This window comes from Micromonospora fluostatini (genome assembly GCF_050410825.1).
Lineage (GTDB): Bacteria > Actinomycetota > Actinomycetes > Mycobacteriales > Micromonosporaceae > Micromonospora > Micromonospora rosaria.
In genome coordinates this window covers 5,296,890-5,320,403 of the sequence record NZ_CP191251.1, presented here as the reverse complement: position 1 = coordinate 5,320,403, position 23,514 = coordinate 5,296,890, and the positions used below count along the sequence as shown (strand labels likewise).

Genomic DNA, 23,514 nt, shown 5'->3' with positions numbered 1-23,514 from the left:
CGCCGCCAGCGGGGGCTACTTGAGGATGAGGCGGTTGGTCTGCTCGAAGACGTCCAGGTCGGCGAGGGTCTCCGGGACCGAACGGGACAGCGGCTCGGGGAACTGCCCCGGCCGGAAGAAGCCGGCGTCGGTGGTCTCGTCGGTGACCCGGGCCAACTGCCCGTCCCACTCGTCCACCCGGAAGGCGGTGGTGAGGACCTGGTACGTGTGACCGTACATGTTGGTCTGGATCCGGTCCGGTCCGGTGTAGAGGGCGAAGGCGCTGACCCGCAGGGCGCGCAGCCCGGTCTCCTCGCGGACCTCGCGGACGGCGCAGTCGCCGATCGACTCGCCCAGTTCCATCGCGCCGGCCGGCAGGGCCCACTGCGCGTTGTCCGACCGACGGATCAGCAGCACCCGGCCCGCGTTGTCGCGGACCACGGCGCGGGCGCCGACGAACATCAGGGTCCGGTCACCGGCCAGCGCGCGTAGTTGCCCGACGTACGAGTCGGCCCAGGAGATGCTCACCCGGACAATCTACGAAGGGTTCCCGGTGCCGGTGCGAATTCCGGGGTTCCCAAGATGTGACCGGCGACACTAGCTTGTTACCCATGCGTAGCACGATGATGGACGCCCCGCTCCAGGTCTCTGGCTGCGCACCGGTGACGTGGGCACCCTTACGCCCGACGGCTTCATCACCCTCACCGACCGGGCCAAGGACGTGATCAAGTCCGGTGGGGAGTGGATCTCGTCGGTGGAGCTGGAGAACGCGCTGATGGCCCACCCGGCCGTGCGGGAGGCGTGCGTGGTGGGTGTCCCGGATCCCCGCTGGGACGAACGGCCGCTGGCCACCGTGGTCGTCCGCGAGGGGGTCACGGTCACGGTCGAGGAGCTGCGGGACTTCCTCGCCGGGCAGGTGGCCCGCTGGCAGGTGCCCGAGCGGTGGGCGTTCGTCGACGCGGTGCCGAGGACCAGCGTGGGCAAGTTCGACAAGAAGGTCGTCCGATCGAGGTACGCCGACGGCGGGCTGGACGTACGGGAGCTGTCCGCGCCGTAACGTTCTCAGGCGACACGTCGCCTTGACGGGTAGGGGCGCACTCCTGACACCCCTCCCCGGAAAGGGCGGCCCCGGCGTTCGCACCGCGCCGGGGCCGCCCGTTTTCTGCGGGATGTGCCCGCAGTCCCATTGTTGCGAAACTCATTCACTTTCGCCGGGCCGACCGGGAAATCGGCCCCGCCCGGGTTCCCGGGTCGCCGTAGCCCCAGGTCGGTCACTCGCTGGTGGTGGTGAGCAGCACCCGGCCGACCACCGAGTTCTCCACCGCCCGGTGCGCGGCGGCCGTCGCGTCGAGGGGGTGGTGGTGCAGCGGCAGCCCGGCCGCCTCGCCGACCCGGATCGCCCCCTGGGCCACGGCCGCGGCCACGTCGGTCACCGCCTGCGCCTTGGCCGCCTTCGGCTCGGTGTAGACCAGGACGAACTGCCAGCGGGCGTTCGGCACCATCAGCGGGCGGATCGGCAGGGTCACCTCGTCGCCGCCGTCGTCGGCGTACACGCAGACCGCACCGCCGCCGCGGAGCACCTGGACGTCGGTCGCGGCGTTGCGCGCGGCGGAGACCTCGACGACCGTGTGCACCCCCTCGGGGGCGATGGCCCGGACCTCGGCCACCACGTCCTGTTCCCGGTAGTTGATCACGTGGTCGGCGCCGGCCGCCGCCGCGAGCTGCGCCTTCTCCGGGCTGCTGACGGTGGCGACGACGGTGGCGTCCGCCCAGCGGGCGAGCTGGATCGCGGCGTTGCCCACCGCCCCCGCACCGCCCTGGACCAGCACCGTGTGGTCGGCCAACGCCCCCGCGTGCAGCGCGTCCGGCACGAACTCCCCGGCGGTCAGGCAGCGGTGCGCGGTCAGGAACGGGATACCGAGGCAGGCCCCCAGGTCGAAGGAGGCGTCCCCGAGGGGTACCGCCTGCCGGACCGGGACCACCGTGTACTCGGCGGCGGTGCCCCACGGCCGCTGCCAGGCGGCCTCCCACACCCACATCCGTTCGCCGGTCAGCGCCCGGTCGACGCCCTCGCCGACCGCCTCCACCACCCCGGCGCCGTCCTGCCCGGGGATCTGCCAGCCGCCCGCCGAGGGCCCCTGTTGGCGGGACTTCCAGTCGGTCGGGTTGACCCCGGCGACGGCGAGGCGCACCAGCACCTCACCCGGTCCGGGCTCGGGCACCGGCCGGTCGACCAGCCGGAGCACCGAGACGTCACCGCCGCGCTCGTACACGATCGCTCTCATCGGCGTACCTCCCGTCGGCATCGCGGTACCCGGAACGTCCCCGGTCATGCCGGACGTCGGCGGGGTGGGGGTGTCGGGGGTGGCGGCTAGGGTCGGGCGGGTGACGGACGCACCGGTGCCGCAGCGGCTGAGCTGGGCGGTGGCCGGGCTGGGCCTGCGCCCCGCCGACCGGGTGCTGGAGGTCGGCTGCGGGCGGGGCGTCGCCGCCGGGCTGATCTGCCGACGGCTCACCGCCGGGCGGCTGCTCGCCGTCGACCGCTCTCCGGTCGCGGTCCGCGAGGCCGGGCGCCGCAACGCGGCGGAGGTGGCCGACGGCCGGGCGACCTTCCGGGTGGCCGAGCTGGCCGACCTCGGCCCGGCCGACGGGCCGTTCGACCGGATCCTCGCGGTGGACGTCAACCTCTTCTGGGCCCGGCCCGCCGGGCCGGAGTACGCTCTGCTGCCCCGCCTGCTGGCCCCCGGCGGCGTGGTGCACCTGGTCCACCAGCCCCCGCACGCGGACCGGATCCCGCTGATCGTCGGGCGGCTGACCGGCCGGCTGACCGCCGCCGGCTGGGCCGTCGAGACGGCCGCCCCGCCCGCCGCCACCGTCCCGCTCTGCGCCGTCACCGCCCGGCGGCCCACCTGACGTCCGCCCGGCGCGACCCCGGGGGGACCGGGGTCCGGGTCAGGCGGCCGGCTTCAGCACCACCTTCGAGTAGCCCGCCTCGCGGCGGTCGAAGCGCTCGTACGCGTCCGGCGCCGCCTCCAGCGGCAACTCCTTGCTGACCACGAAGCTCGGCGTGGCCCGCCCCGCGATGATCATGTTGCGCAGGTACTCGTTGTACGCCTTGACGTTGGCCTGCCCGGTCCCCATCCGCAGGCCCTTCTCGAAGAACTTGCCCATCTTGAACAGCAGCTCGCCCCGGCCGGAGTGCTCGTCCGGCGCACCCGGGTCGTGCGCCAGGTAGAGGCCGATCACGCCGATCATGCCGGTCGCCCGGACCACGTCGACGAGGCTGTTCAGCACCGCCGCCGGATGCTCCTCCCCGCCCTGCCCGTGTGCCTGGTAGCCGACCGCGTCCACGCCCCGGTCGGTGCCGACCCCGTCGGTGCGGTCCAGGATCTGCTGCACCGCGTCACCGGTCGAGAAGTCGATCGGGGTGGCCCCGATGGACTCGGCCAGCCGGAGCCGGTCCGGCACCTTGTCGACCACGAACACCTCGGCCGCGCCCATCAGCATGGCCGAGTACGCGGCCATCAGCCCGACCGGCCCGCCGCCCATGACGGTGATGTTCTCGCCCGGCCGCAGTTCGCTCATCGCGACCCCGTGGTACCCGGTCGGGAAGATGTCGGCGAGCATCGCGAAGTCGTTCTCGTTCTCGGTGCCCGGGGGCAGCTTCAGGCAGTTGAAGTCGGCGAACGGCACCCGCAGGTACTCGGCCTGCCCGCCCCGGTACGGGCCCATCGACACGTAGCCGTACGCGCCCCCGGGGAAACCGGGGTTCACGGTCAGGCAGAAGCCGGTCTTGCCGGCCCGGCAGTTGCGGCAGAACCCGCAGGCCACGTTGAACGGCATGGAGACCCGGTCACCCTTGCGCAGGCTGGCCACGCCGGGACCGGTCTCCACGATCGTGCCCATGTTCTCGTGGCCGAAGACGATGCCCGGCTCGGCATCCGTCCGGCCCTCGTACATGTGCAGATCCGAGCCGCAGATCGCGGTGGTCGTGATCTTGACGATGACGTCGTTCGGATCCTGGATCCGCGGATCCTCGACCTCGTCGACGGAGACGTTGTGCGGCCCGTTGTACACCACAGCCCTCATGACCTCGACGGTAGGCGGGCGGGCGGCTCCGCGTACCCGGTTCGGCCGACGTTCCCCCACGCAGGCGGGACCGGCGGCCGAAGCCCGCGTCGGGGGCGGGCTCACCCGAGCCGGTCGACGACCTCCGGGGTCAGGTCGGCCACCGTCGACAGGACCACCGCCGCGAGCCGCTCGGCGTCCGGGTCCAACGGGTACGCCCCGTGCGGCACCGCCACCACCCGCATCCCGGCGGCAGCCGCCGACCGTACCCCGTTGGAGGAGTCCTCGATCGCGGCGCAGCGGGCCGGGTCGACGCCGAGCCGCTCGGCGACGGCGAGGTACACGTCCGGGGCGGGCTTGCCCCGCTCGGTCCGCTCGGTGGAGAGGGTGGTGCGGAAGCTGCCGGTCAGCTCCGTGGCGGCCAGCGCCGCCGCGATCAGCCGGGTGGGCGAGGAGCTGGCCAACCCCAACGGCCACCGCGCGGCGATCCGGCGGACCACCTGGTCGGCGCCGTCGATCACCGGCACCCGGGTCGCGTACCGCCGGGCCATCTCGTCGACGACCTCCGTGGCGACCTGCTCGGCGGTCCGGTCCACGCCCAGTTCACCACTGAGGTACGCGGCCCACTCGCCGGTGCTCATCCCCATCAGCCGGCGCTGGGTGTCCGGCTGCCAGGTGCCCCCGTGCGTCGCCACGTACTCCCGGCGGACCTCCTCCCAGACCGGCTCGGAGTCCACGATCACGCCGTCCAGGTCGAAGATCACCGCATCCACCACGCCCCCATCCTGCCCGACCCGTGCCCGATCCGCCCAGCCCGGTGCGGGGGCCGGGTCGGCGGGGCCGGCTGTGGTGCTCAGGCCGCCCGGGGCGGCAGGCCGATCGGGCTGTCGGACGGGATGACGGTGTGGCAGCGGTGGGCGATCGGGTCGAGCAGTTCCCGCAGCCGGTCGGTCCGCGCCGCGCCCAGCGCCTGCCAGGGCCGGGCGGCGGCCAGGTCGGTGGCGTCCTCGACGGCCCGGAACCCGGCCCGCCCCGCCTCGGTCGGCTGCCCGTCCGGGGTGAGCCAGCCCCGCGCGACGAGCCGCTCCCGCGCCGCCCGGCACTCCTGCTCGGACCAGCCCCGCAGGAGCAGGTTCTGCGCCGACATGTCCAGGGCGACCCGCCAGGCGAGCGCCTCGACCGGGTCCAGACCGGCGGCGACCAGCGCCGCGACGTGCCCCCCGCCCCGGTGCTCGCGCAGCGTGGTGGCCGCCTGCCAGAGCCGGGCCAGCGGGTACTCGGCCGCCGGGAGGGCGGCGTTGGCCGCGCCGAGCACCCGGCCGGCGTCGTCCACCGCCGAGGCGGCTGCCTCCAGCAACTCGGCGGTCTCGGCGAGGTGCGCCTCGGGCAGCTCGTAGGTCAGCTCGGCCAGCGCCTGCACGGCCCCGGTCAGCCGGGCCCGCAACGCCTCCTGCGGAGTGGCCAGCGACCAGACCGCCGGCAGCGCCCGGGACACCATGTGCGGGGCGAAGACGAAGAACGCGGCGGTCACCGGGGCGGCCCCGACCTCGCCGAGCGGGGCGGCCCGGCCGGCGAAGTAGCCCCGCCAGTAGCCGCGCAGCCCGACCGCCTCGTACGCGGCCCGGGACCGGGGGTGGAAGTAGGTCACCGCGTGTGCCGGCTCGACGTGTGTCCACATCAGCCGGGCGGTACGCCTCGTCTCCTCCAGCGCCACCACGTGCACCTCCACCTGCCGGTCGGTACGGGCGGTGGACCGCCCGGTCGATGCCGAACCTACTGCCGCCGGGTGACGTGCCGGAAGCGGATTGTGGGCCACAGCATCGACCCCCGATGACGAAACCGGGCGGAACCGGGGCACTAGCCCTGGTCCCGCCCGGTCCCCGTTGTCCCTGCCCGGCCGCCCGGGCGCGCACTCACTGGGCGGCGAGGACGTCCACCACGAAGCGCAGCGGACCGGTCGGCCGGCCGCCCGACGCGTCGTTGCCGTACGCCAGGTCGGCGGGGAGGTCGAGCTGCACCCGGCTGCCCACCTTCACCCCGACCAGGCCCTGGTCCCAGCCCTTGATGACCTGCCCCACGCCGATGGCGAAGGTGGCCGGCTCGCCCCGCTCCCACGAGGAGTCGAACTCCTTGCCGTCGGCGTAGAAGACGCCCACGTAGTTGGTGGTGATGCTCTGGCCGGACTTGACCTCCGCGCCGGTGCCCTCGATCAGCGGGGTGACCTTGAGTTCCTTCAGCTCACCCTCGCCCGCCGTCACCGTCGGCTTGGTGCCCAGCGCCGGGTCGGCGCCCTCGGGAAGCTGGGGCGCGGGCGGGGCGCTCGGGGCCCCCGGATCGGCCGGGTTGGCCGGGTCGGCGGAGGCCGACGGGGAGTCCGCCGCCTGGTTGCTGGCGTCGTCGTCGCCACCCTGGCCGACGGCGACGAAGACACCGATCAGGATCGCCACCACGGCCAGGCCGGCACCCGCGCCCAGCCATGCCTGCCGGCGGCGTTTGGCCTCGGCCGCCTTCTGCGCGGCAAGCTGTTCGGCCAGCCGCCGCCGTGCCTTGCTCTCCTGCCCGCCCGCCGTCCGCTCGCTCACGTCGTCGACTCCCTGCTGAGAAGGTGGGTGCGTCCGGGCGCCGGACGCCGTCGCCGACACACGGTACCTGGTGGGCGGCGTACTGCCGACGATCGATCGTGGCCGGTGGTGACCGTGAGGCCCGTTTTGCCGATGATCCTGGTGGGTCGGGGGTAGGTTTCCGGCATGACGATCCTCACCGATGCCGATATCGCCCTGCTGACCGAGCCGCAACTCGCGCACGTGGCCACCGTCGAGCCGGACGGAAGCCCGCACGTGACCCCGGTCTGGGTGGACACCGACGGGGAGCACATCGTGTTCAACACCGCCAAGGGGCGACAGAAGTACAACAACATCGCGCGCAACCCGGTGGTCGCGGTCTCGGTGGTGGACAAGGCGGACGACTTCCGCACCCTCTGGGTCAAGGGCACCGCCGAGCTCGTCACCGAGGGCGCCGACGCGCACATCGACAAGCTGGCGCAGAAGTACCTCGGTCAGGACAGCTACCCGTTCCGGCAGGCCGGCGAGGAGCGGGTGATCGTCCGGATCACCCCCACCCACAAACTCGGCCGCGGCTGAGGTGCAAGGAAGGGCCCCCTGTTAACGCTTTCGGTAGAGGAAGGGCCCCTTCCTAACCACGATCACCGTGCGGGCGGCGGGCAGCAGGGCGCCGTCAGGCGGTCTTGCGGGGGGCCTTCTTCGCCGGGGTCTTCGCCGCCTTCTTCTCGGCGGCCTTCTTCGCCGGCTGGGCCTTCTTGGCGGTGCCCCTCGGGGCGCCCGCCTGCCCGTCGGCGGCCTTGCGCCCACCGGCCTTCTTCGCGGCGGCTCCGGCCTCCTTCGCCGGGGTCTCCTTCTCGGCGGCCTTCTTCGCCGGGGCCTTCCTGGCGGTACCCGCGCTCTTCTGCGCCGAGCGGGCCGAGGTGATCGGGGTCGGCTCGCCCGCACCACCACCGCCCGCACCCCCACCACCGGCCGCCCGGCCGGCGGGCTCGCCCTCGCCCCGGGCGGCGCGGGCCCGCTCGACGGACGCCTTCAGCGCGGCCATAAGGTCCACGGCGGCGGCCGGGGCCTCCTCCACCTCCTCCGGCGCGACGACCTCGCGCCCCTCCACCTTGGCGTCGATGACCTCCTGCAAGGCGGCCCGGTAGTCGTCGGTGAAGACCTCCGGCTGGAACTCGCCGGCCATCGAGTCGATCAGCGAGCTGGCCATCGCCAGCTCCGGCGGCCGGACCTTCAGGTCCTCGCCGAGGAAACCGAAATCGGGGGTACGCACCTCGTCCGGCCAGAGCATCGTGTTGAGCAGCAGCACCCCCTCACGTACCCGCAGGGTGGCGAGCTGTTCCCGCTGGCGCAGCGCCACCTTCACGATGGCCACCCGCTCCGAGTCGGTCAGCGCGTCCCGCAGCAGCACGTACGGCTTGGTCGCCGTCCCCTCCGGCTCCAGGAAGTACGCCTTGTTGTAGAGGATCGGGTCGACCTGCTCGGCCGGGACGAACTCCAGCACGTCGATGGCGCGGGAGCTGGCCAACGGCAGGTCGGCGAAATCCTCGTCGGTGAGAATGACCATCTCGCCGCCACCGATGTCGTACCCCTTGGCGATGTCGTCGTAGCTGACCTCCTCGCCGCAGATTTGGCAGGTGCGCTTGTACCGGATCCGGCCGCCGTCCTCGCGGTGCACCTGGTGGAAGCGGATGTCCTTCTCCTCGGTGGCCGAGTAGAGCTTGACGGCGATCGACACCAGCCCGAACGAGACCGCGCCCTTCCAGATGGCCCGCATGCCGCGCCCCTTCACTCCCGCCCTGCTCGCCGCCCCTGCTCGGGATGGCAAACGCCCTGCTCAGGATGGCAAATGATCGAAGGTGACGCGCGGACTTCCGCAGGTAACTACAGTCCGAGAGGTGCCCGGCGCGCCGCTCAAGCCGATGCTCGCGATGACCGGTCCGCTGCCGGCCGGCGCCGGCTGGGCGTACGAGTTCAAGTGGGACGGGGTACGCGCGCTGGCCGACGTCGCGGGCGGCCGGCAACACCTGTACGCCCGCTCCGGAGCGGAGATCACCATCGCGTACCCGGAGTTGGCGACCCTGCCCGAGCAGTTGGCGGCGCTCACCGAGCCGGTCGACGACGCCCTCCTCGACGGGGAGGTGGTGCTCTTCGGCGAGTCCGGGGCACCCTCGTTCACCGCCCTGGCGGAACGGATGCACGTGCGGGACCGGGGCCGGGCGGCCCGGCTCGCGGCGGTCGCCCCGGTCACGTACATGATCTTTGATCTGCTGCGGTTGCGGGGCGCGGACCTGACCGGGCGGCCCTACCGGGAGCGGCGGGCGGCCCTGGAAGCGTTGGGGCTGGCCGGCAGCCGCTGGGCGGTGCCGCCGGACTTCCCGGACGGCCCGGCCACCTTCCACGCGGCGGGCGAGCACGGGCTGGAGGGGGTGCTCGCCAAGCGGGTCGACTCGCCCTACCGGCCGGGGCTCCGTTCGCCGGACTGGGTCAAGGTCAAACTGGAGGTCACCGGGGACTTCGTGGTGGGCGGCTGGCGGCCGGGGGCGCGGAAGATCGGCGGGCTGCTGGTCGGCGTGCCCGGCCCCGACGGGCGGCTCACCTACCGGGGCCGGGTCGGCGGGGGCATCGGCGCGGCCCTGGAACGCCAACTCCTGCGCGAACTGGAGCCGCTGCGCGCCACCACCTCACCCTTCGCCGGTGACGTACCCCGGGAGGACGCCCGGGGCGCGATCTGGGTGACCCCCACCGTGGTCGTCGAGGTCAAGTACGGCCAGCGGACCCCGGACGGGCGGCTGCGCTTCCCCCGCGTCCTGCGCCTGCGGCCCGACAAGCCGGCCGGGGAGGTGCCGGATGCCGGGTGAGCGGTTGCGGGTCGAGGTGCAGGGCCGGTCACTGGACCTGTCCAACCTCGACAAGGTGCTCTACCCGGCGGCCGGGTTCACCAAGGGTGAGGTGATCGACTACTACACCCGGATCGCCCCGGTGCTCCTGCCGCACCTGGCCGACCGGGCGCTCACCCGGATCCGGTACCCGAACGGGGTCGACGGCGGCTCCTTCTTCGAGAAAAACGCCCCGGCGGCCACCCCCGACTGGGTACGGGTGGCGACCCTGCCCGCGCCCGGCTCCAGCAAGGGGCGGGAGACCATCGACTACGTCGTCGCCGACGACCTGCCCACCCTGGTCTGGCTGGCCAACCTCGCCGCCCTGGAACTGCACACCCCGCAGTGGCGGATCGGCGAGCACCCCGACCTGCTCGTCGTCGACCTGGACCCGGGCTCCCCGGCGACGCTGCGTCAGTGCTGCCGGGTGGCGCTGCTGCTGCGTGACCGGCTGGCGCGCGACGGGGTGCAGGCGTACCCGAAGACCTCCGGCAAGAAGGGCATGCAGCTCTGCTGCCCGGTCGCCGGCACCCAGTCCGCCGACGTCGTCTCCGGCTACGCCCGACGGGTCGCCCAGGAGCTGGAACAGGCGCATCCACAGTTGATCGTGTCCAGGATGGCGAAGAACCTCCGCCCCGGAAAAATCTTCATCGACTGGAGCCAGAACAACGCGGCGAAGACGACCGTGGCCCCATATTCGCTCCGCGCCCAGCCCACGCCCGCCGTCTCCGCCCCGCTCACCTGGGACGAGGTCGAGGCCGGGGCCGCCGGCAAGCGCCCCGCGACGAGGCCGTACACCCCCGCCGAGGTCCTCGACCGCGCCGACCACCACGGCGACCTCCTGGCCGACCTCCTCACCCCCGGCCCTGAGGTGTAAGGAGGGGCCCCCTATTAACGTTTTCTGTATAGGAAGGGCCCCTTCCAAACACTACTCAGCGTAGGGAGCCGGCCGCCCGGTGGGGGCGGGGCGCGCGGAGGCGGAGGCACGCGCCGAGCAGGACGGCGGCCAGGACCACGCTGACGGCGACGTCGCTGAGCAGCGCCAGGGCCGGCGACGCGGCCTTGTACGGCGGCACGAGGTACGCGAACGTGGCAGCGGCGACCACCCCCGCCGACCAGCCGGCCAGCACGTGCCGCTGGTCCCAGCCGGGCCGCCGCGACCAGCGGACCACCACCGCGACGACCACGCCGGTGAGAACCGTCCGCAGCGCCACGCCCGCCCAGCCGGGCACCAGGTCGGCGGTCAAATGCAGCGCGCAGCCGAGCACCCCGACCCACAGCGGACCCGCAGCCACCGCCCACCCACCCGACAGACCACCGGCCAGTGCCGGCCGGCGGCGGTCGCGCCGCCAGCGGGGCAGCAGCGCGGCGGCGACGAGCGCCAGCGTCACCAGCACCGCGACGACGAGCTGAACCGTGCCGAGCTGGAAGCCCTTCCGGCCGTCCGTGTCGTCGGCGAAGATCATCAGGCTGCCGAGCAGGTAGAGCACGCCGACGACGAGCAGGCCGGGCCAGCGTAGCCAGGGCTGGTGCCGACGGTCCGGGGAGACGAAGGACTCGACGATCGCGATCGGCGCGCAGATGCTCAGCGCCACGTGGTTGCCGAGGAAGCTGAACGCCTGCTGCACGCTGACGTCGAGCACCGGTACCCGGGTCCGGTCGGCGACGGCCCGGTCCCCGGCGAACTCGGTGTCGTCCAGGAACCCCGGGTTGAACAGCGACTGGTCGACCAGGCCGGCCTGGACCACCCCGAACGCGGCGGCGAGCAGCGCGATCGTCGGCCAGCCCCGACCGGTGCGGCGGGCGGTCTCCCGGATCAGCACCGCCGCACCGCCGTACAGCGGGCCGAGGAAGGCCACGACGAGCGGAAAGTCGACCACGGTGAAGCCGCCCCAGGAGCACTCGGCGGCGAACGGGGCGAGCACGAGCAGGGCGAGCACCGGCGCGACCCGGCGGAACCGCCCCCGCGCCGGTGCGTCCGCCAAACTGTCGAGGTCGGTCTGCGGGTTCCCGGGTGGCGTCACCGCCTCACTGTCCAGCCCCGACCACCGCCCGGGTAACGGCCGGAGGTCGACGGCAGGCGTACCAAGGTCGATGTCTTCGGTCGATCCCTGCCGCGCATCTACCAGGCGCGACCGTCGCGGTAGGGGCGCTGGTTGCGGCGGGCGGTGCAGGGCGCGCGGTGCTCGGTGGGCAGGGCGCACCGGCCGCCGCCGGCCAGCAGCCGGTCGCAGAACACCCGATGGTGTACGCCCTGCTCGTCCTCGCGGGACACGGTTACCTCGCCGACGTCCACGGTGCGGCTGAGCTGGAGCAGCAGCCGGGTGGCGGTCCGCGCGAAGACCCGGGCCCGGAGCAGATCGGGTACGCCGATCGGCAGGTGGATGACCCACCGGCCGCCGTTCCGGCCACTCACCGCCCGCCCGCCAACTCGTAGTGGCCGGCGGCCTGGGCGGACTGCCAGCGCCGCAGCGTCGCCTTGATCCGGGCGTTCTCCTCCCGCAGCGCCGCCACCGCGACCTGCGCCACGCTCAACTCGTCGGCCACCCGGTCCAGGAACTCGTGCACCTCGGCCGGGTCGAGCCCACGCCGCCGTACCGTGAACCACCGGTGCCGGACCTGCCACGGCCGCAGCGGCACCCGGTGGGTCGCCGCCCGGTGCCGGCCGGCGGGTCCGCGCCGGTCCGGCACCTCCGGATCGGGTACGGGTAGGAGTCGGCGCAGGAGTCGCATCTCGGTGCCGCCTTCCATGGTCGGTGGGGGTGGACCTGCCGACGCAGCCTCGATCGGCGGTACGGCGGCAGGGCGCGTCTCGGGACCCCGGGGCGGCCGGGCCGGGGGATGGTCCGGCCGCCCCGGGCGGGGGAGTAGTGCCGACGTGACGGGCCACCACCACGGAAAGCGCCAACCGACCGCAGGCACCCCATCACTGAAAGCGACCGTACGGGCGCTCACCACCTCTGTCAAGGTTGCTTCATAACAACCTTTGTCATCTCTATCGGGATGGCCATGGCCTTTGCCTATGTCTCCAGTGCTGATTGATACTGGCGGGGCCAACCGACTCGCAAGGGGCCTGCTGCCGTGCCTATCCCACCCACCATGGACGAGCTACTCGCCGAACTGATGGACTGCATCGAGACAGGCGAGTGGCCACCGGGCACTCAGCTTCCGTCGGCGCGCGTGCTTGCGGCCAGGTACGACGTCTCCCCGTCGACCATCAACCGCGCCTGGGCCACCCTGCGCAAGCAAGGCGTTCTGGTGGGGCGCCCCGGCCGAGGCGTCTTCGTCGCCGAGCACTAGGGCGGGATTCGCGATCAGCCCGTCGTCGCCCTCTCGTCGTCGACCCCGGCGGTCAAAGCCTCCGAGTCTGTCGAAACTGATGTCGTCAACGAGTCAGCTCGACAGGCGCGGAGGGCTGTTGTCGCTGGGCTTCTCGGAGACATGAGGCGTCGGGTCTGGTCCGGGTGTCCCTGACGCTAGTACTCCTCTCCGGGTGCGCGGGGAGCTTGCGGGGCTTCCGTGCTTCGTATTATCTGACTAAGGTCAGGGAATGGATTCAGGTCTGGTCGGGCGGGTCCGACGGTTCAATCGGACGGTGACCCAGCGCATCGGCGTCCTCAACGACGCCTACCTGGCGCGGGAGCGGTCGCTGGGGCAGAGCCGGGTGCTGTGGGAGATCGGCCCGGAGGGGATCGAGGTGCGCGCCCTGCGGGCCCGGCTCGACCTGGACTCCGGGTACCTCAGCCGACTGCTGCGCGCCCTGGAGACCGACGGCCTCGTCGTGGTCGAGGCCGACGGGACCGACGCCCGGGTACGCCGGATCCGGCTCACCCCGGCCGGGGCCGTCGAGCGCGCCGAGCTGGACGTACGCTCCGACGAGCTGGCCGCCTCGATTCTGCGCCCGCTCGACGACGGGCAGCGGGACCGGCTGGTCGTGGCGATGGCCGAGGTGGAACGGCTCTTCGTTGCCTCCCTGGTGGAGGTGACCGCCACGGATCCGGCGCACGCCGACGCCCGGCACTGCCTGCGGGCGTACGCGGCCGAGCTGGACCGGCGGTTCCCGGGCGGCTTCGACCTGGGCACCGCGCACCCCGCGCACCTCTCACCGCCGGCCGGTCTGCTGCTGGTCGCGCGGCTGCACGGCGAGCCGGTCGGCTGCGGTGGGCTCGTGTTCCGGGGGGAGGGGGTGGCGGAGATCAAGCGGGTGTGGGTCGCCGCGTCGATGCGCGGGCTGGGCCTGGGACGGCGGCTGGTGGCCGAGTTGGAGAGCACCGCCGTCGAGCACGGGGCGAACCTGCTGCGGCTGGACTCCAACACGGCGCTGCCCGAGGCGGCGCGGCTGTACCGGTCGGCCGGCTACCAGGAGGTCGCGCCGTTCAACGAGGACCCGTACGCCCAACTGTGGTTCGCCAAGACGATCGCCTGACGGAAGGGGCCCGCCACCGATGGACAATCACGAGCTTCGTACCCGATTTTCCGGGCTGACCACCGCGCACGTGGCGGACGGCTGCCTGCGGGCCGGGGTGCCGCTGCGCTGCGCGCCCGCCGCGCTGCGGGCCGTCGAACCGGGTGACCGGCTGGCCGGCCGGGTGCTGCCCGCCCGGCACGTCGGCAGCGTGGACATCTTCCTGGAGGCGTACCAGTCGGCGGAGCCGGGCGACGTGCTGGTGGTCGACAACGGTGGCCGACTCGACGAGGCCTGCGTGGGTGACCTGGTGGTGCTGGAGGCGCAGGGGGCGGGGCTGGCCGGGTTGGTCGTGTGGGGGCTGCACCGGGACACCGCCGACGTGCGGGCGATCGGGCTGCCGCTGTTCAGTCTCGGCGCGACCCCGGCCGGTCCGCAGCGGCTCGACCCCCGCCCGGCGGACGCCCTCGACACCGCCACGGTCGGCGGTTGGCCGGTGGGCCGGGCCGACCTGGTGCTCGGCGACGACGACGGGGTGCTGTTCCTGCCGTCGGACCGGGCCGACGAGGTGCTAAGCGTGGCTGAGTCGATCCGGGACACCGAGCGCCGGCAGGCGGACCGGATCCGTGCGGGGGACACCCTGCGCGCGCAGGTACGGTTCGCCGACTACCTCGCCGCGCGGCGGGACCGGCCCGCGTTGACCTTCCGGGAGCACCTGCGCGCGGTCGGCGGCGCGATCGAGGAGTGACAGCCGCCGAGCGTCGCGCGTTCTCCGACGCCTTCACCGGCGTGTCGCGTCGGAAGACGCACACTGATCGTGGTCGGGCCCAGGCATCGGGTCGCACGTGGAGGATGACGCAACACGAGCGGGTAACGGTGATCCACTCCGGTCCCCGTGCGGGTCACCGGTAGCCCTAGGCTTCCCCAGGATCGGCGCTCATGCCGGTCGTCCATCGCACGGGTGGGGAGGTGGGACGTGCGGCGGAAGCCGATCGCACGCCTCATGATCGCGGTACTCGGTGCCGCACTGTTCGTTGTGTCGCCGGGCTCCGCGGCGGCGGTGCCGCCGGTGGTCGTGCCACCGGTGCCGGCGGGCCAGGTCGGGCTCGGGGTCGAGACCGTCGACGAGATGGTCGTCGACTCGACGAACCGCCGGCTGTACTTCAGTCTCGGGCGGGGCCGCTCCGGGGTGCGGGTCAGTGACCTGTCCGGTGGCTACCAGCGGACCATCGGCGGGCTGCCGGGGGCCAGCGGGCTGCTGCTGAGCCCGGACGGTGCCACGCTCTACGTCGCGCTGGCCGACGCCGACGCCGTCGCCGTCTTCGACACCAAGACGTTGACCGAGACGCGGCGGTACCCGACCGGCGCGAACACCTGCCCGACCCGGCTCGCCTGGGCGCTCGGGAAGATCTACTTCGGGTACGGCTGCGCCGCTCCCGGGTTCGGGCTGGGCTCGCTCGCGGTGGGCCCCTCGGGCGGAACCGTGAGCCTGGGCCTGCCCCTCGGCGGGGAGTACACCGCGCCGCCGGTGCTGCGCGGCAGCACGTCCAGCGATTATCTGCTGCTGGCGGTGGACCGGACCGGCCCACGGTCCAGCCTCGCGCCCACCCAGGTGACGCTGCTGGACGTCTCGTGGGAGACCCCGCGACGGCTCGGGTCCGACGAGTCGTGGCGGGAGTGCCTCGGCCTGGAGGACGCCTCGCTGTCGCCCGACGGCGGACAGTTCGTCCTGGCCTGCTCCGCGATCCGCAACGACGACGGCCTGCTCAACCCCGCCGACTACCATCCGGCGTACTCGACGGCGGACCTGTCCCCGGTGCGCCGCTACTACGGCGGCGACACTCCGGTCAGCGTGACGACCTCCCCGGACGGCGCCTACGTGATCCTCGGGGCCAACAGTGTCCTCGAGACCGACCCGAGGGTCCACGTCGTGCGGGCTGACGGCAGGGGCATCCGCACCTACGAGTTCCCGCGAACCGCCCGGGTGATCCGGGCCGGCGTCGCGGCCGGCGGCGGCACCACCACGCTGCACGCCGTCCTGACCGATCAGTACGGACGGAACCCGACGCTGCACGTGCTGTCGGAGTACACCCGGGGCGCGACCTGGCTCTCCCTGCACGCCCCGTCCACTGTCGAGGGGCGAACGGTGCAGCTCACCGGATCGCTGTCGCGGCAGTACCTCGACCCACTCACGCCGCAGCGGCTACAGGTCAAGCGGAAGGACGCCGTGGGCACCTGGGGCCTGCCCGACGTCCTCGCCGACGCCAACGGTCGGTTCACGGTGAACGACTGGCCGACCCGCCCCGGCGAGAACGTCTACACCGTCACCTACCCGGGCAGTGAGACCCTCGCCCCGGCCAGCACGTCCGCCCGGCTCTGGGTGACCGGTGCCACGTCGGCGCTCACGCTCACCGCCCCGAGCACGGTCAAGCGCGCCGCGAAGCTCACCGTCAGCGGGAAGCTGACGATCACCGGTGCGCCCGTACCGCCGCCGTGGACGGTCCAGGTGACGCGCAAGGACGCGTCCGGTACCCGGACGCTGCCTGCGGTCACCGCCTCCACCAGCACCGGGGCGTTCTCGTTCACCGACGCCCCGCCGGTCGGAGGCACCGTCACCTACACCGCGACGTACGCCGGGGACAGCCTGACCACGGGAAGCAGCAAGTCGGCCGGCGTGCGGGTCACGCACGACCCGACCACGCTGAAGCTGACCACCAAGGCGGACCCGAAGAACTGGGCGCCGACGGTCACCGTGACCGCGAACCTGGGCAAGACGTACACCAACCGGCAGGTCTGCCTGTACGCCCAGTCCCACGGCGAGGGGCGGAGGACTCTCAAGTGCGGCACGGTGAACTCGTCGGGCAACCTGACGGCCACCGACCTGATCCACAAGCGGACCACGTACACCGCGACCTTCACCGGGGACCACCGGCACGCGCCCGTCACGGTGACCACCGTGGTGAAGACCCCGGCGAAGGTGGACGTCGCCCTGGTCTCCCCCTCCTACACGAAGTCGGGCAACTACCGGATCTTCCACTACAAGGGCAACCCGGTGGCGAAGAGTTGGGTCTCGCCGTCGGCCAAGAGCGCCTGCATGTACCACACGGTGCAGGAGTACCGGTCCGGCGCGTGGCGCACGGTGACGACCAGTGGCTGCCACAAGCTGAACTCGTCCAGCCAGGGCACGTACACCTGGACCGGGAAGCGGAAGGTCGGCGTCAACTACCGGATCCTGGCCAAGTTCGGCGGCAACACCGCGAGCGAGCCCACCAACAGCGCGTGGGCGTACTTCAGGTTCCGCAACTAGCGCCCCGCTCCGCGACTCGGGACGAGGGTCAGGTCACCGCCCGCCGGTGGCTTGACCCTCGTCCTGGTCGAGGGGCCACCCTGACCACATGACCAGCGCAGCCAGTCAGGACGAAGCAGCTACCCACGACGAGTCCGACGAGACGATGACGGCGGTCCGCCAAGCCGTCGAACTCGGCACCTCCGGCCACCGGGCGGCGGCCCGCGACGCGCTCGACGCGCTCTGGACCCGGGTCGGCCCGGACGGCGACGCCCTGCACCGCTGCACCATCGCGCACTACCTGGCCGACCTTCAGGAGAGCGTGGCGGCGGAACTGGCCTGGGACCGGAGGGCCCTCGCCGCCGTCACCGACCTGACCGACGAGCGGGCCCGACGCTTCCACGGATCGTGGCAGGTCCGGGGCCTGCTGCCGTCGCTGCACCTGAACCTCGCCGACGGGTACCGCCGGCTCGGCGAGGTCGGGCCGGCCCGCCGGCACCTGGACCTGGCCCGGGAGACGGTCGACGCCCTGCCGGACGACGGGTACGGGACGATGATCCGCGCCGGGATCGGCAACCTCGCCGAGGCGCTGGACACCGGGTCGCGCGATCCGCTCGGCGCACGCGATCCGCTCGACGCCCCGGCGTAGGCTGATCCGGCCGTGACCGTGGCCGCACCCTGGGTGCCCGTCGGGAGGACGTACCGGATGAACGCCGCACCGCCCATGCTCACCGCCGCCGGTCCGGTCGACGGGCTCGACCGGCCGCTGCTGACCTACCTCGACGACCGGACCGGGGAACGGGTCGACCTGACCGCCGCCGACCTGGGCGGCTGGGCGGCCCGGACGGCCGGGCTGCTGCGGGACGGGTGCGGGCTGACCCCGGGCAGCCGGGTGGCGGTGCTGTTGCCGCCGCACTGGCGTACCGCCGCGGTGCTGCTCGGGGCCTGGTCGGTGGGAATGGCGGTGTCGTTCCACCCCCGGGCCACCGCCGGCCTGTCGGTGCTGGAGCCGGGCGGCGACCGGCCGTACGACGCGGTCTTCGTCACGCCGGAACGCCTCGACGACTGGCTGGAGGACGTCCCCGACGGGGTGCACCGGTACCTGGTCGGCACCGGGCCGCAGCCGCTGTCCGAGGTGCCGGTGGGCTGGCTCGACTGGTCCGCCGAGGTGCGCCGGCACACCGACGCCCCGCCCGCGCACCACGCCATCCACCCGGACGACCCGGCCAGCCCGGACGGCACCAGCTACGGCGAGTGGGGGCGGCTCGCGCATGCCCTGGCCGACCAGTTCGACCTGCGGGCCGGTGACCGGTTGCTGGTCGACGCCGCCGAGCACGAGCATCCGGTGAAGTGGCTGCTGACCCCGCTGTTCGCGGGGGCGTCGGTGGTGCTCTGCGCGGACATCGACCCGGCCCGCCGGGACGCGCTGGTCGCCGCCGAGCAGGTCACCCGGGTCCTCTGACCGGCCGCTGGTCGCCGCCGAGCAAGGTCAGCCGGGTCCGTTGAACGAGGACGGCCGGCCCGGTGCGGAGCGCACCGGGCCGGCCGGATCGTCGACGGGTCAGGCCCGACGGGCCGTTCAGCGAACGGTCGGGTCAGCGCGGCCCGAAGACCGTGCCGGCGGGGCCGAGGCGGAGCAGCACCGTCTCGCCGGTGGCATCCTGGACGCCGTCGTTGTCGGTGACCGCGTACACCTGGCCGTTGCCGGCCACGGCCAGCCCCTCCAGTTTCTCCTGCGTCCAGCCGTTGGTGGCGCGCAGCGCCGGCAGCACGTTCACGGCGAGCTGCTTCGGCAGGACCCGCAGCCGGCCGGGGGTGGCCGGGCCGGTGGGCAGCTCCACCGTGTAGATCCGCTTGACCCGGGCGGCCGGACCGTTCAGCTTGTCCCGCTCGATGACGGCGAGCCGGTCGCCGACCACGGTCACCTCGGACAGCCCGATCCAGTCACCGGGTACGTCGGTGCGGGCGAGCCGGTAGCCGAACCAGCTCCACGTCCCGGCGGTCACGTCGTACCGGCCGATCCGGACCACGCCGGCCGGGTCGGTGGCGACCTCGCGCTGGAGCACCGCCCAGACGATCTCCCGGCCGCGCTCCATGGTGGCGGTGACCCCCTCGAAGCCCTGCCGGCCCAGCCCGGCGGCCACGTCGGCGGGGAGCGGGACGACCTGCCGGGTCACCCCGTCGGCGTCCAGCCGGACCAGCTTGTTCTCCGGGCCGGTGGCCCCCTCGACGGCCAGCCAGAAGCCGCCCTGCGGGCGGGCGAAGATCCCCTCCGCGTCGTACCCGACCGGCTCGCCCCGCTCGTCGCGGACCGGCAGCACGTCGTTGACCACCGCCGGGCTCTGCCGGGTGTTGATGGTGACGATGCTGGTGGTGGCGTACGCCGCGTCGGTCACGCTGTACAGCAGGTGGGGGCGCTTCGGGACGGCGGAGAGGGCACCGAGGGCACCCCAGCCGATCGGCGCGCCGGTGGCGTCCGGGGCGGAGACGAGGCTCGGGAAGGCGGGAGTGTCCTCGCCGAGCCGGAACAGCGACACCGAGGCGCGTACGCCCACCGCCGCCTCGTCGGTCTCGCTGGAGATGGCGAGCAGGCCCCGCGACGGGATCGGCAGCAGCCCCTCCGGCCCGTTCGTGGTGGGCAGCACCTGCCGGAACACCGGGCGGGTCGGCCGGGTCACGTCGTAGACGGCGACGAAGTTGCTCCGCTCCGAGCCGACGAAGGCGTACCGGGTCGCGCCGTACTCGGCGACGGAGAGCCCTTCCGGCTCGGTGCCCTTGTTCTCCGAGCGGTCCTCGTTGTGCAGGCCGTGCCGGACCGCCAGCCACTCGAAGCTGTTGCCGGCGTCCCAGGTCACCTCACCGGTCCGGCTGTCGAAGATCGTCCAGCCCCGGGTGCCGCCCCGCCAGTCGCCCTCGTTCGCGGTCGCCAGGTACCGGTTGTCCAGCCAGGCCACCGCGTCCGGCTCCCGGGGCACGTCGGTGATGCTGCCGGTCAGGTCGATGATCCCGTCCTCGACCGTGTCGATCCGGTCCACCGAGGCGGTGCCGGCGGAGAACGCCCCGGTGATCCGGCCACTGGGCAGGTCCACCAGGACGATGCCGTTGTTCTCCTGGAGGGTCACCGCGAGCTGGTTGCCCCGGTTGATCGAGACGTACTCCGGCTCCGGGTCGGTGGGCTCGGTGATCCCGGCGGCGGCCAGCACGGGCAGGGCGCTGCCGTCGGCGGCGGTCAGCGGTACGGTCCGCAGCCCCCACCCGGCCGGGTCACCGGCCGGCAGGTCCAGGATCTGCACGAACCCGGCCGGGGCCTGGGGCAGGTCGCCCTCCTCGCCGCCGGGCGGGGTGGCCTCCTCGTCCCGCTCGTTCTCAATGGCGATCGCCGCGTACCGCTTGTTCGCGCTGACCGCGATCGAGTCGGGCTGGCCGCCCAGGTCGAGGCTGCGGACCCGCTCCCGGGTGTCGAGGTCGATCACGTCGACCCGGCCGGACGGCTCGGTGTAGCTCGCGCTGGTGTTCACCACGACCAGGACGTGCCGGCCGACCACGGCGACCGAGGTGGGCTCGTCCTCGGCGTCGCCGAGCCCGGCCAGGGAGAGGGTGCCGAGCCCGCGCGGTCGCTCGGCCCGGGAGATGTCGAGGAAGCCGATCCGGCGGGCCGCCGCGTCGGTGTAGACCAGGGTACGGCCGTCGCCGCTGACCGCCGAGATCTCGGCCACCGTCTCGGTGGCCGGGTCCTCACCGGCGGGGCGGTTCTCGAAGACCGGGTAGGTGGCGGTGCGGTCGAAGAACTTCGCCGGCCCCGGGGGCACGGAGCCGGTGCCGGCCTGGGCCGTGCCCGTGACGGCGAGGGCGGCGACCGTGGCGCCGGCCACCGCCATCGCGGGGAACGATCGTTTCGCTGTCACTGATCCTCCGTCTGTTCGGATTCGGACGGAGGCTGACACGCACGGTCGAGCACCGGCTGTCGCGGCGGTGAACAGTTGGCGAAGACGCCCGGCCGGCACCGGCGATGCCCGCCGGGAGGTTCAGTCGACGGTGGGTAGGGAGGGGCCGAGGACGTCGTCGGCGTCGACGATCGTGTACGCGTACCCCTGCTCGGCGAGGAAGCGCTGCCGGTGGGCGGCGTACTCGGTGTCGATGGTGTCCCGGGAGACCACCGTGTAGAAGTGCGCCTGCCGGCGGTCCGCCTTCGGGCGCAGCACCCGGCCGAGACGCTGCGCCTCCTCCTGCCGGGAACCGAAGGTCCCCGAGACCTGGATCGCCACCGCCGCCTCCGGCAGGTCGATGGAGAAGTTGCCCACCTTCGAGATGACCAGGGTACGGATCTCGCCGGCCCGGAACGCGTCGAAGAGCCGTTCCCGTTCCTTGTTGGTGGTGGAGCCCTGCACGATCGGGGCGTCCAGGTACTCGCCGAGCTGGTGGAGCTGGTCGATGTAGCCGCCGATCACCAGCACCTGGTCGTCGGCGTGCCGCCGCACCAGGGCGCGGACCACCGGGAGTTTGGTGCGGGCGGTCGCCGCCATCCGGTACCGCTCCTCGGCCTCCGCCGTCGCGTACGCCAGCCGCTCCGCGTCGGTCAGGGTGACCCGGACCTCGGTGCACTCGGCCGGGGCGATCCAGCCCTGCGCCTCGATGTCCTTCCACGGCGCGTCGTACCGCTTCGGGCCGATCAGGCTGAACACGTCGCCCTCCCGGCCGTCCTCCCGGACCAGGGTGGCGGTCAGGCCGAGCCGGCGGCGGGCCTGCAGGTCCGCGGTGAACCGGAAGATCGGCGCGGGGAGCAGGTGCACCTCGTCGTAGACGACCAGCCCCCAGTCACGGGCCCCGAAGAGGTCCAGGTGGGTGAAGGCGCCCTTGCGGCGCGAGGTGAGCACCTGGTACGTGGCGATGGTCACCGGGCGGATCTCCTTACGCTCGCCCGAGTACTCGCCGATCTCGTCCTCGGTCAGCGAGGTGCGCGCGATCAGCTCCCGCTTCCACTGCCGGCCGGCGACCGTGTTGGTGACCAGGATCAGCGTGGTCGCCTTCGCCTCGGCCATCGCCGCCGCCCCGACCAGCGTCTTGCCCGCGCCGCACGGCAGCACCACCACGCCCGACCCGCCGGCCCAGAACGCCTCCACCGCCTCCCGCTGGTACGACCGCAGGGTCCACGGCTTCCCGCCGTCCTTGCCGGCCTCGGCCAGCTCGATCGGGTGCGCCTCGCCGTCGACGTACCCGGCCAGGTCCTCCGCCGGCCAGCCGAGCTTGAGCAGCGCCTGCTTGAGCCGCCCCCGCTCGGACGGGTGCACCGCGATGGTGTCGTCGTCGATCTTCGCGCCGAGCATCCCGGCGAGCTTCTTGCTCTTGGCGACCTCGATCAGCACCAGCCGGTCCAGGCCGCGCAGGACGAGGCCGTGCACCGGGTCGTTGGCGACCTGGAGCCGGCCGTACCGGTCCATGGTCTCCGCCACGTCGACCAGCAGCGCGTGCGGCACCGGGTAGCGGGAGTACGTGATCAGGGCGTCGACCACGCCCTCGGCGTCGTGCCCGGCGGCGCGGGCGTTCCACAGCCCCAGCGGGGTCAGCCGGTACGTGTGCACGTGCTCGGGGGAGCGCTCCAGCTCCGCGAAGGGGGCGATCGCCATCCGGCAGGCCTGGGCGTCGGGGTGGTCGATCTCCAGCAGCAGGGTCTTGTCCGACTGCACGATCAGTGGTCCACCGCTCACCCCGGGGTCCTTTCGCCAGGTCTTCAGGCCGACCCACCAGTGTTGCACGGATCCGGGGGAGGCCGGGAAAACCGCGCGTGCGGGGCAACCTGCGTGGTCCCGCAGGCGTCTAGAAAGACGAAGGCCGCGGTCCAGGACGCCCGGCGTCGCTGGCCGGGGCGGCAGGTCGGGCCGGGGCGTGCACGTTCGCGCGCGCGGCACCGGCCCGGCCGGGGGACAGGGGTCGCCGGTCCGGCCGGTGCCACGCGACGGCAACGGGGGCGAACGGCACGCCCCGGTCGACCTGTCGACGGACCGGGTCCCGACACGTCGCGCGTCCTGCCCTGTCACTTCGGCCCCACCGGTGACACTCTGGAAGGGTCGATGCCGGACGGACGGGGGAGGGCAGGGACGATGACGGTCGACCGCGAGGCGATCCCCGGCAAGGACCGGCGCGTCACCGACGAGGTGTCCACCGCCACCGTGGTCGCGTACGGCTGCGCCGCGGTCGTCCTGTTCGGCTGGTTCCTCTTCGGGTGGCTGGTGCTCCAACAGGGCTTCGTCGCGTCGGTCGGGGAGGCCGCCGGCGCCGGTTCCGCCCTGCTGGTGGCGGTGACCATCATCGGCAGCTACCGGCGCAGCCGCCGCTGAC

At 73.2% G+C, this 23,514-nt stretch carries 23 protein-coding genes and 1 pseudogene; 12 read left to right on the top strand and 12 right to left on the bottom strand.

Going from position 1 to position 23,514, the window contains the following annotated elements; genetic code table 11:
• Positions 1 to 15 precede the first annotated feature (15 nt).
• The gene (locus ACQUFX_RS23490) at positions 16 to 507 is read right to left on the bottom strand and encodes an NUDIX domain-containing protein (protein ID WP_428962466.1); all 492 of its coding nucleotides are present in this window, start codon (positions 505 to 507) and stop codon (positions 16 to 18) included.
• Between the two features lie 121 nt (positions 508 to 628).
• On the opposite strand from ACQUFX_RS23490, the pseudogene ACQUFX_RS23485 reads away from it, so the two are divergent.
• Positions 629 to 1,036: pseudogene (locus ACQUFX_RS23485) on the top strand (AMP-binding enzyme); the annotation flags it as partial.
• Positions 1,037 to 1,250: 214 nt separating this feature from the next.
• Here the strand turns inward: ACQUFX_RS23485 and ACQUFX_RS23480 are convergent.
• Positions 1,251 to 2,264 (bottom strand): NADPH:quinone reductase, encoded by a 1,014-nt coding sequence (locus ACQUFX_RS23480; protein ID WP_428962465.1) that lies wholly within the window; start codon positions 2,262 to 2,264, stop codon positions 1,251 to 1,253.
• A gap of 100 nt (positions 2,265 to 2,364) precedes the next feature.
• Between ACQUFX_RS23480 and ACQUFX_RS23475 the strand changes: the two genes are divergently transcribed.
• A complete protein-coding gene (locus ACQUFX_RS23475) occupies positions 2,365 to 2,892 on the top strand; it encodes an SAM-dependent methyltransferase (protein ID WP_428962464.1) in 528 nt (175 codons plus the stop codon).
• Positions 2,893 to 2,931: 39 nt separating this feature from the next.
• Here ACQUFX_RS23475 and ACQUFX_RS23470 read toward each other — a convergent pair whose 3' ends face one another.
• From ACQUFX_RS23470 to ACQUFX_RS23455, 4 genes are all read right to left on the bottom strand, one after another.
• Positions 2,932 to 4,068 carry a glutathione-independent formaldehyde dehydrogenase gene (locus ACQUFX_RS23470; protein WP_428962463.1) on the bottom strand — a complete coding sequence of 379 codons (1,137 nt, stop codon included), beginning with the start codon at positions 4,066 to 4,068 and terminating at the stop codon, positions 2,932 to 2,934.
• A 101-nt stretch (positions 4,069 to 4,169) separates the two neighbouring features.
• Positions 4,170 to 4,823 carry an HAD family hydrolase gene (locus tag ACQUFX_RS23465; protein WP_428962462.1) on the bottom strand — a complete coding sequence of 218 codons (654 nt, stop codon included), beginning with the start codon at positions 4,821 to 4,823 and terminating at the stop codon, positions 4,170 to 4,172.
• Positions 4,824 to 4,900: 77 nt separating this feature from the next.
• A complete protein-coding gene (locus tag ACQUFX_RS23460; protein ID WP_428967048.1) occupies positions 4,901 to 5,725 on the bottom strand; it encodes an SCO6745 family protein in 825 nt (274 codons plus the stop codon).
• 235 nt (positions 5,726 to 5,960) lie between these two features.
• Entirely contained in the window at positions 5,961 to 6,629 is a 669-nt protein-coding gene (locus ACQUFX_RS23455) for an FKBP-type peptidyl-prolyl cis-trans isomerase (protein ID WP_428962461.1), read from the bottom strand.
• A gap of 165 nt (positions 6,630 to 6,794) precedes the next feature.
• Between ACQUFX_RS23455 and ACQUFX_RS23450 the strand changes: the two genes are divergently transcribed.
• Positions 6,795 to 7,187 (top strand): PPOX class F420-dependent oxidoreductase, encoded by a 393-nt coding sequence (locus ACQUFX_RS23450; RefSeq protein WP_428962460.1) that lies wholly within the window; start codon positions 6,795 to 6,797, stop codon positions 7,185 to 7,187.
• 94 nt (positions 7,188 to 7,281) lie between these two features.
• Here the strand turns inward: ACQUFX_RS23450 and ACQUFX_RS23445 are convergent, their stop codons facing one another.
• Positions 7,282 to 8,385, bottom strand: a complete 1,104-nt coding sequence (locus tag ACQUFX_RS23445) for a non-homologous end joining protein Ku (protein WP_428962459.1) — start codon at positions 8,383 to 8,385, stop codon at positions 7,282 to 7,284.
• 121 nt (positions 8,386 to 8,506) lie between these two features.
• On the opposite strand from ACQUFX_RS23445, the gene ligD (ACQUFX_RS23440) reads away from it, so the two are divergent.
• Both ligD (ACQUFX_RS23440) and ligD (ACQUFX_RS23435) read left to right on the top strand, forming a co-directional pair.
• Positions 8,507 to 9,469 carry a non-homologous end-joining DNA ligase gene (gene ligD / locus ACQUFX_RS23440; protein ID WP_428962458.1) on the top strand — a complete coding sequence of 321 codons (963 nt, stop codon included), beginning with the start codon at positions 8,507 to 8,509 and terminating at the stop codon, positions 9,467 to 9,469.
• Complete coding sequence (gene ligD, locus ACQUFX_RS23435) at positions 9,459 to 10,364, top strand: non-homologous end-joining DNA ligase (RefSeq protein ID WP_428962457.1); 906 nt, start codon at positions 9,459 to 9,461, stop codon at positions 10,362 to 10,364. The genes ligD (ACQUFX_RS23440) and ligD (ACQUFX_RS23435) overlap by 11 nt, the downstream gene beginning before the upstream one ends.
• 55 nt (positions 10,365 to 10,419) lie before the next feature.
• On the opposite strand, the gene ACQUFX_RS23430 is transcribed toward ligD (ACQUFX_RS23435), so the two are convergent.
• The 3 genes from ACQUFX_RS23430 to ACQUFX_RS23420 form a co-directional block, all read right to left on the bottom strand.
• The gene (locus tag ACQUFX_RS23430; protein WP_428962456.1) at positions 10,420 to 11,511 is read right to left on the bottom strand and encodes a hypothetical protein; all 1,092 of its coding nucleotides are present in this window, start codon (positions 11,509 to 11,511) and stop codon (positions 10,420 to 10,422) included.
• Positions 11,512 to 11,609: 98 nt separating this feature from the next.
• Positions 11,610 to 11,903: a hypothetical protein gene (locus tag ACQUFX_RS23425; RefSeq protein WP_428962455.1), complete on the bottom strand. Its 294-nt coding sequence runs from the start codon at positions 11,901 to 11,903 to the stop codon at positions 11,610 to 11,612.
• Positions 11,900 to 12,220: a DivIVA domain-containing protein gene (locus ACQUFX_RS23420; protein WP_428962454.1), complete on the bottom strand. Its 321-nt coding sequence runs from the start codon at positions 12,218 to 12,220 to the stop codon at positions 11,900 to 11,902. Before ACQUFX_RS23420 ends, ACQUFX_RS23425 begins: the two co-directional genes overlap by 4 nt.
• Positions 12,221 to 12,586: 366 nt before the next feature.
• Here ACQUFX_RS23420 and ACQUFX_RS23415 point away from each other — a divergent pair, with 366 nt between their 5' ends.
• From ACQUFX_RS23415 to ACQUFX_RS23390, 6 genes are all read left to right on the top strand, one after another.
• Entirely contained in the window at positions 12,587 to 12,787 is a 201-nt protein-coding gene (locus ACQUFX_RS23415; protein ID WP_428962453.1) for a GntR family transcriptional regulator, read from the top strand.
• A gap of 295 nt (positions 12,788 to 13,082) precedes the next feature.
• Positions 13,083 to 13,913 carry a bifunctional helix-turn-helix transcriptional regulator/GNAT family N-acetyltransferase gene (locus ACQUFX_RS23410; RefSeq protein WP_428962452.1) on the top strand — a complete coding sequence of 277 codons (831 nt, stop codon included), beginning with the start codon at positions 13,083 to 13,085 and terminating at the stop codon, positions 13,911 to 13,913.
• A 19-nt stretch (positions 13,914 to 13,932) separates the two neighbouring features.
• Positions 13,933 to 14,640 carry an RraA family protein gene (locus ACQUFX_RS23405; protein WP_428962451.1) on the top strand — a complete coding sequence of 236 codons (708 nt, stop codon included), beginning with the start codon at positions 13,933 to 13,935 and terminating at the stop codon, positions 14,638 to 14,640.
• A gap of 321 nt (positions 14,641 to 14,961) precedes the next feature.
• The gene (locus ACQUFX_RS23400) at positions 14,962 to 17,199 is read left to right on the top strand and encodes a hypothetical protein (protein ID WP_428962450.1); all 2,238 of its coding nucleotides are present in this window, start codon (positions 14,962 to 14,964) and stop codon (positions 17,197 to 17,199) included.
• Positions 17,200 to 17,287: 88 nt separating this feature from the next.
• A complete protein-coding gene (locus tag ACQUFX_RS23395; protein WP_428962449.1) occupies positions 17,288 to 17,827 on the top strand; it encodes a hypothetical protein in 540 nt (179 codons plus the stop codon).
• 57 nt (positions 17,828 to 17,884) lie between these two features.
• On the top strand, positions 17,885 to 18,640 hold the full coding sequence (locus ACQUFX_RS23390) for a TIGR03089 family protein (protein WP_428962448.1): 756 nt from the start codon (positions 17,885 to 17,887) through the stop codon (positions 18,638 to 18,640).
• A gap of 133 nt (positions 18,641 to 18,773) precedes the next feature.
• Here ACQUFX_RS23390 and ACQUFX_RS23385 read toward each other — a convergent pair whose 3' ends face one another.
• Positions 18,774 to 21,083, bottom strand: coding sequence for an esterase-like activity of phytase family protein (locus ACQUFX_RS23385; RefSeq protein WP_428962447.1), 2,310 nt, complete (start codon positions 21,081 to 21,083; stop codon positions 18,774 to 18,776).
• 120 nt (positions 21,084 to 21,203) lie between these two features.
• A complete protein-coding gene (locus ACQUFX_RS23380; RefSeq protein WP_428962446.1) occupies positions 21,204 to 22,883 on the bottom strand; it encodes a DNA repair helicase XPB in 1,680 nt (559 codons plus the stop codon).
• Between the two features lie 393 nt (positions 22,884 to 23,276).
• On the opposite strand from ACQUFX_RS23380, the gene ACQUFX_RS23375 reads away from it, so the two are divergent.
• Complete coding sequence (locus ACQUFX_RS23375) at positions 23,277 to 23,513, top strand: hypothetical protein (RefSeq protein ID WP_428962445.1); 237 nt, start codon at positions 23,277 to 23,279, stop codon at positions 23,511 to 23,513.
• Position 23,514: the final 1 nt, after the last annotated feature.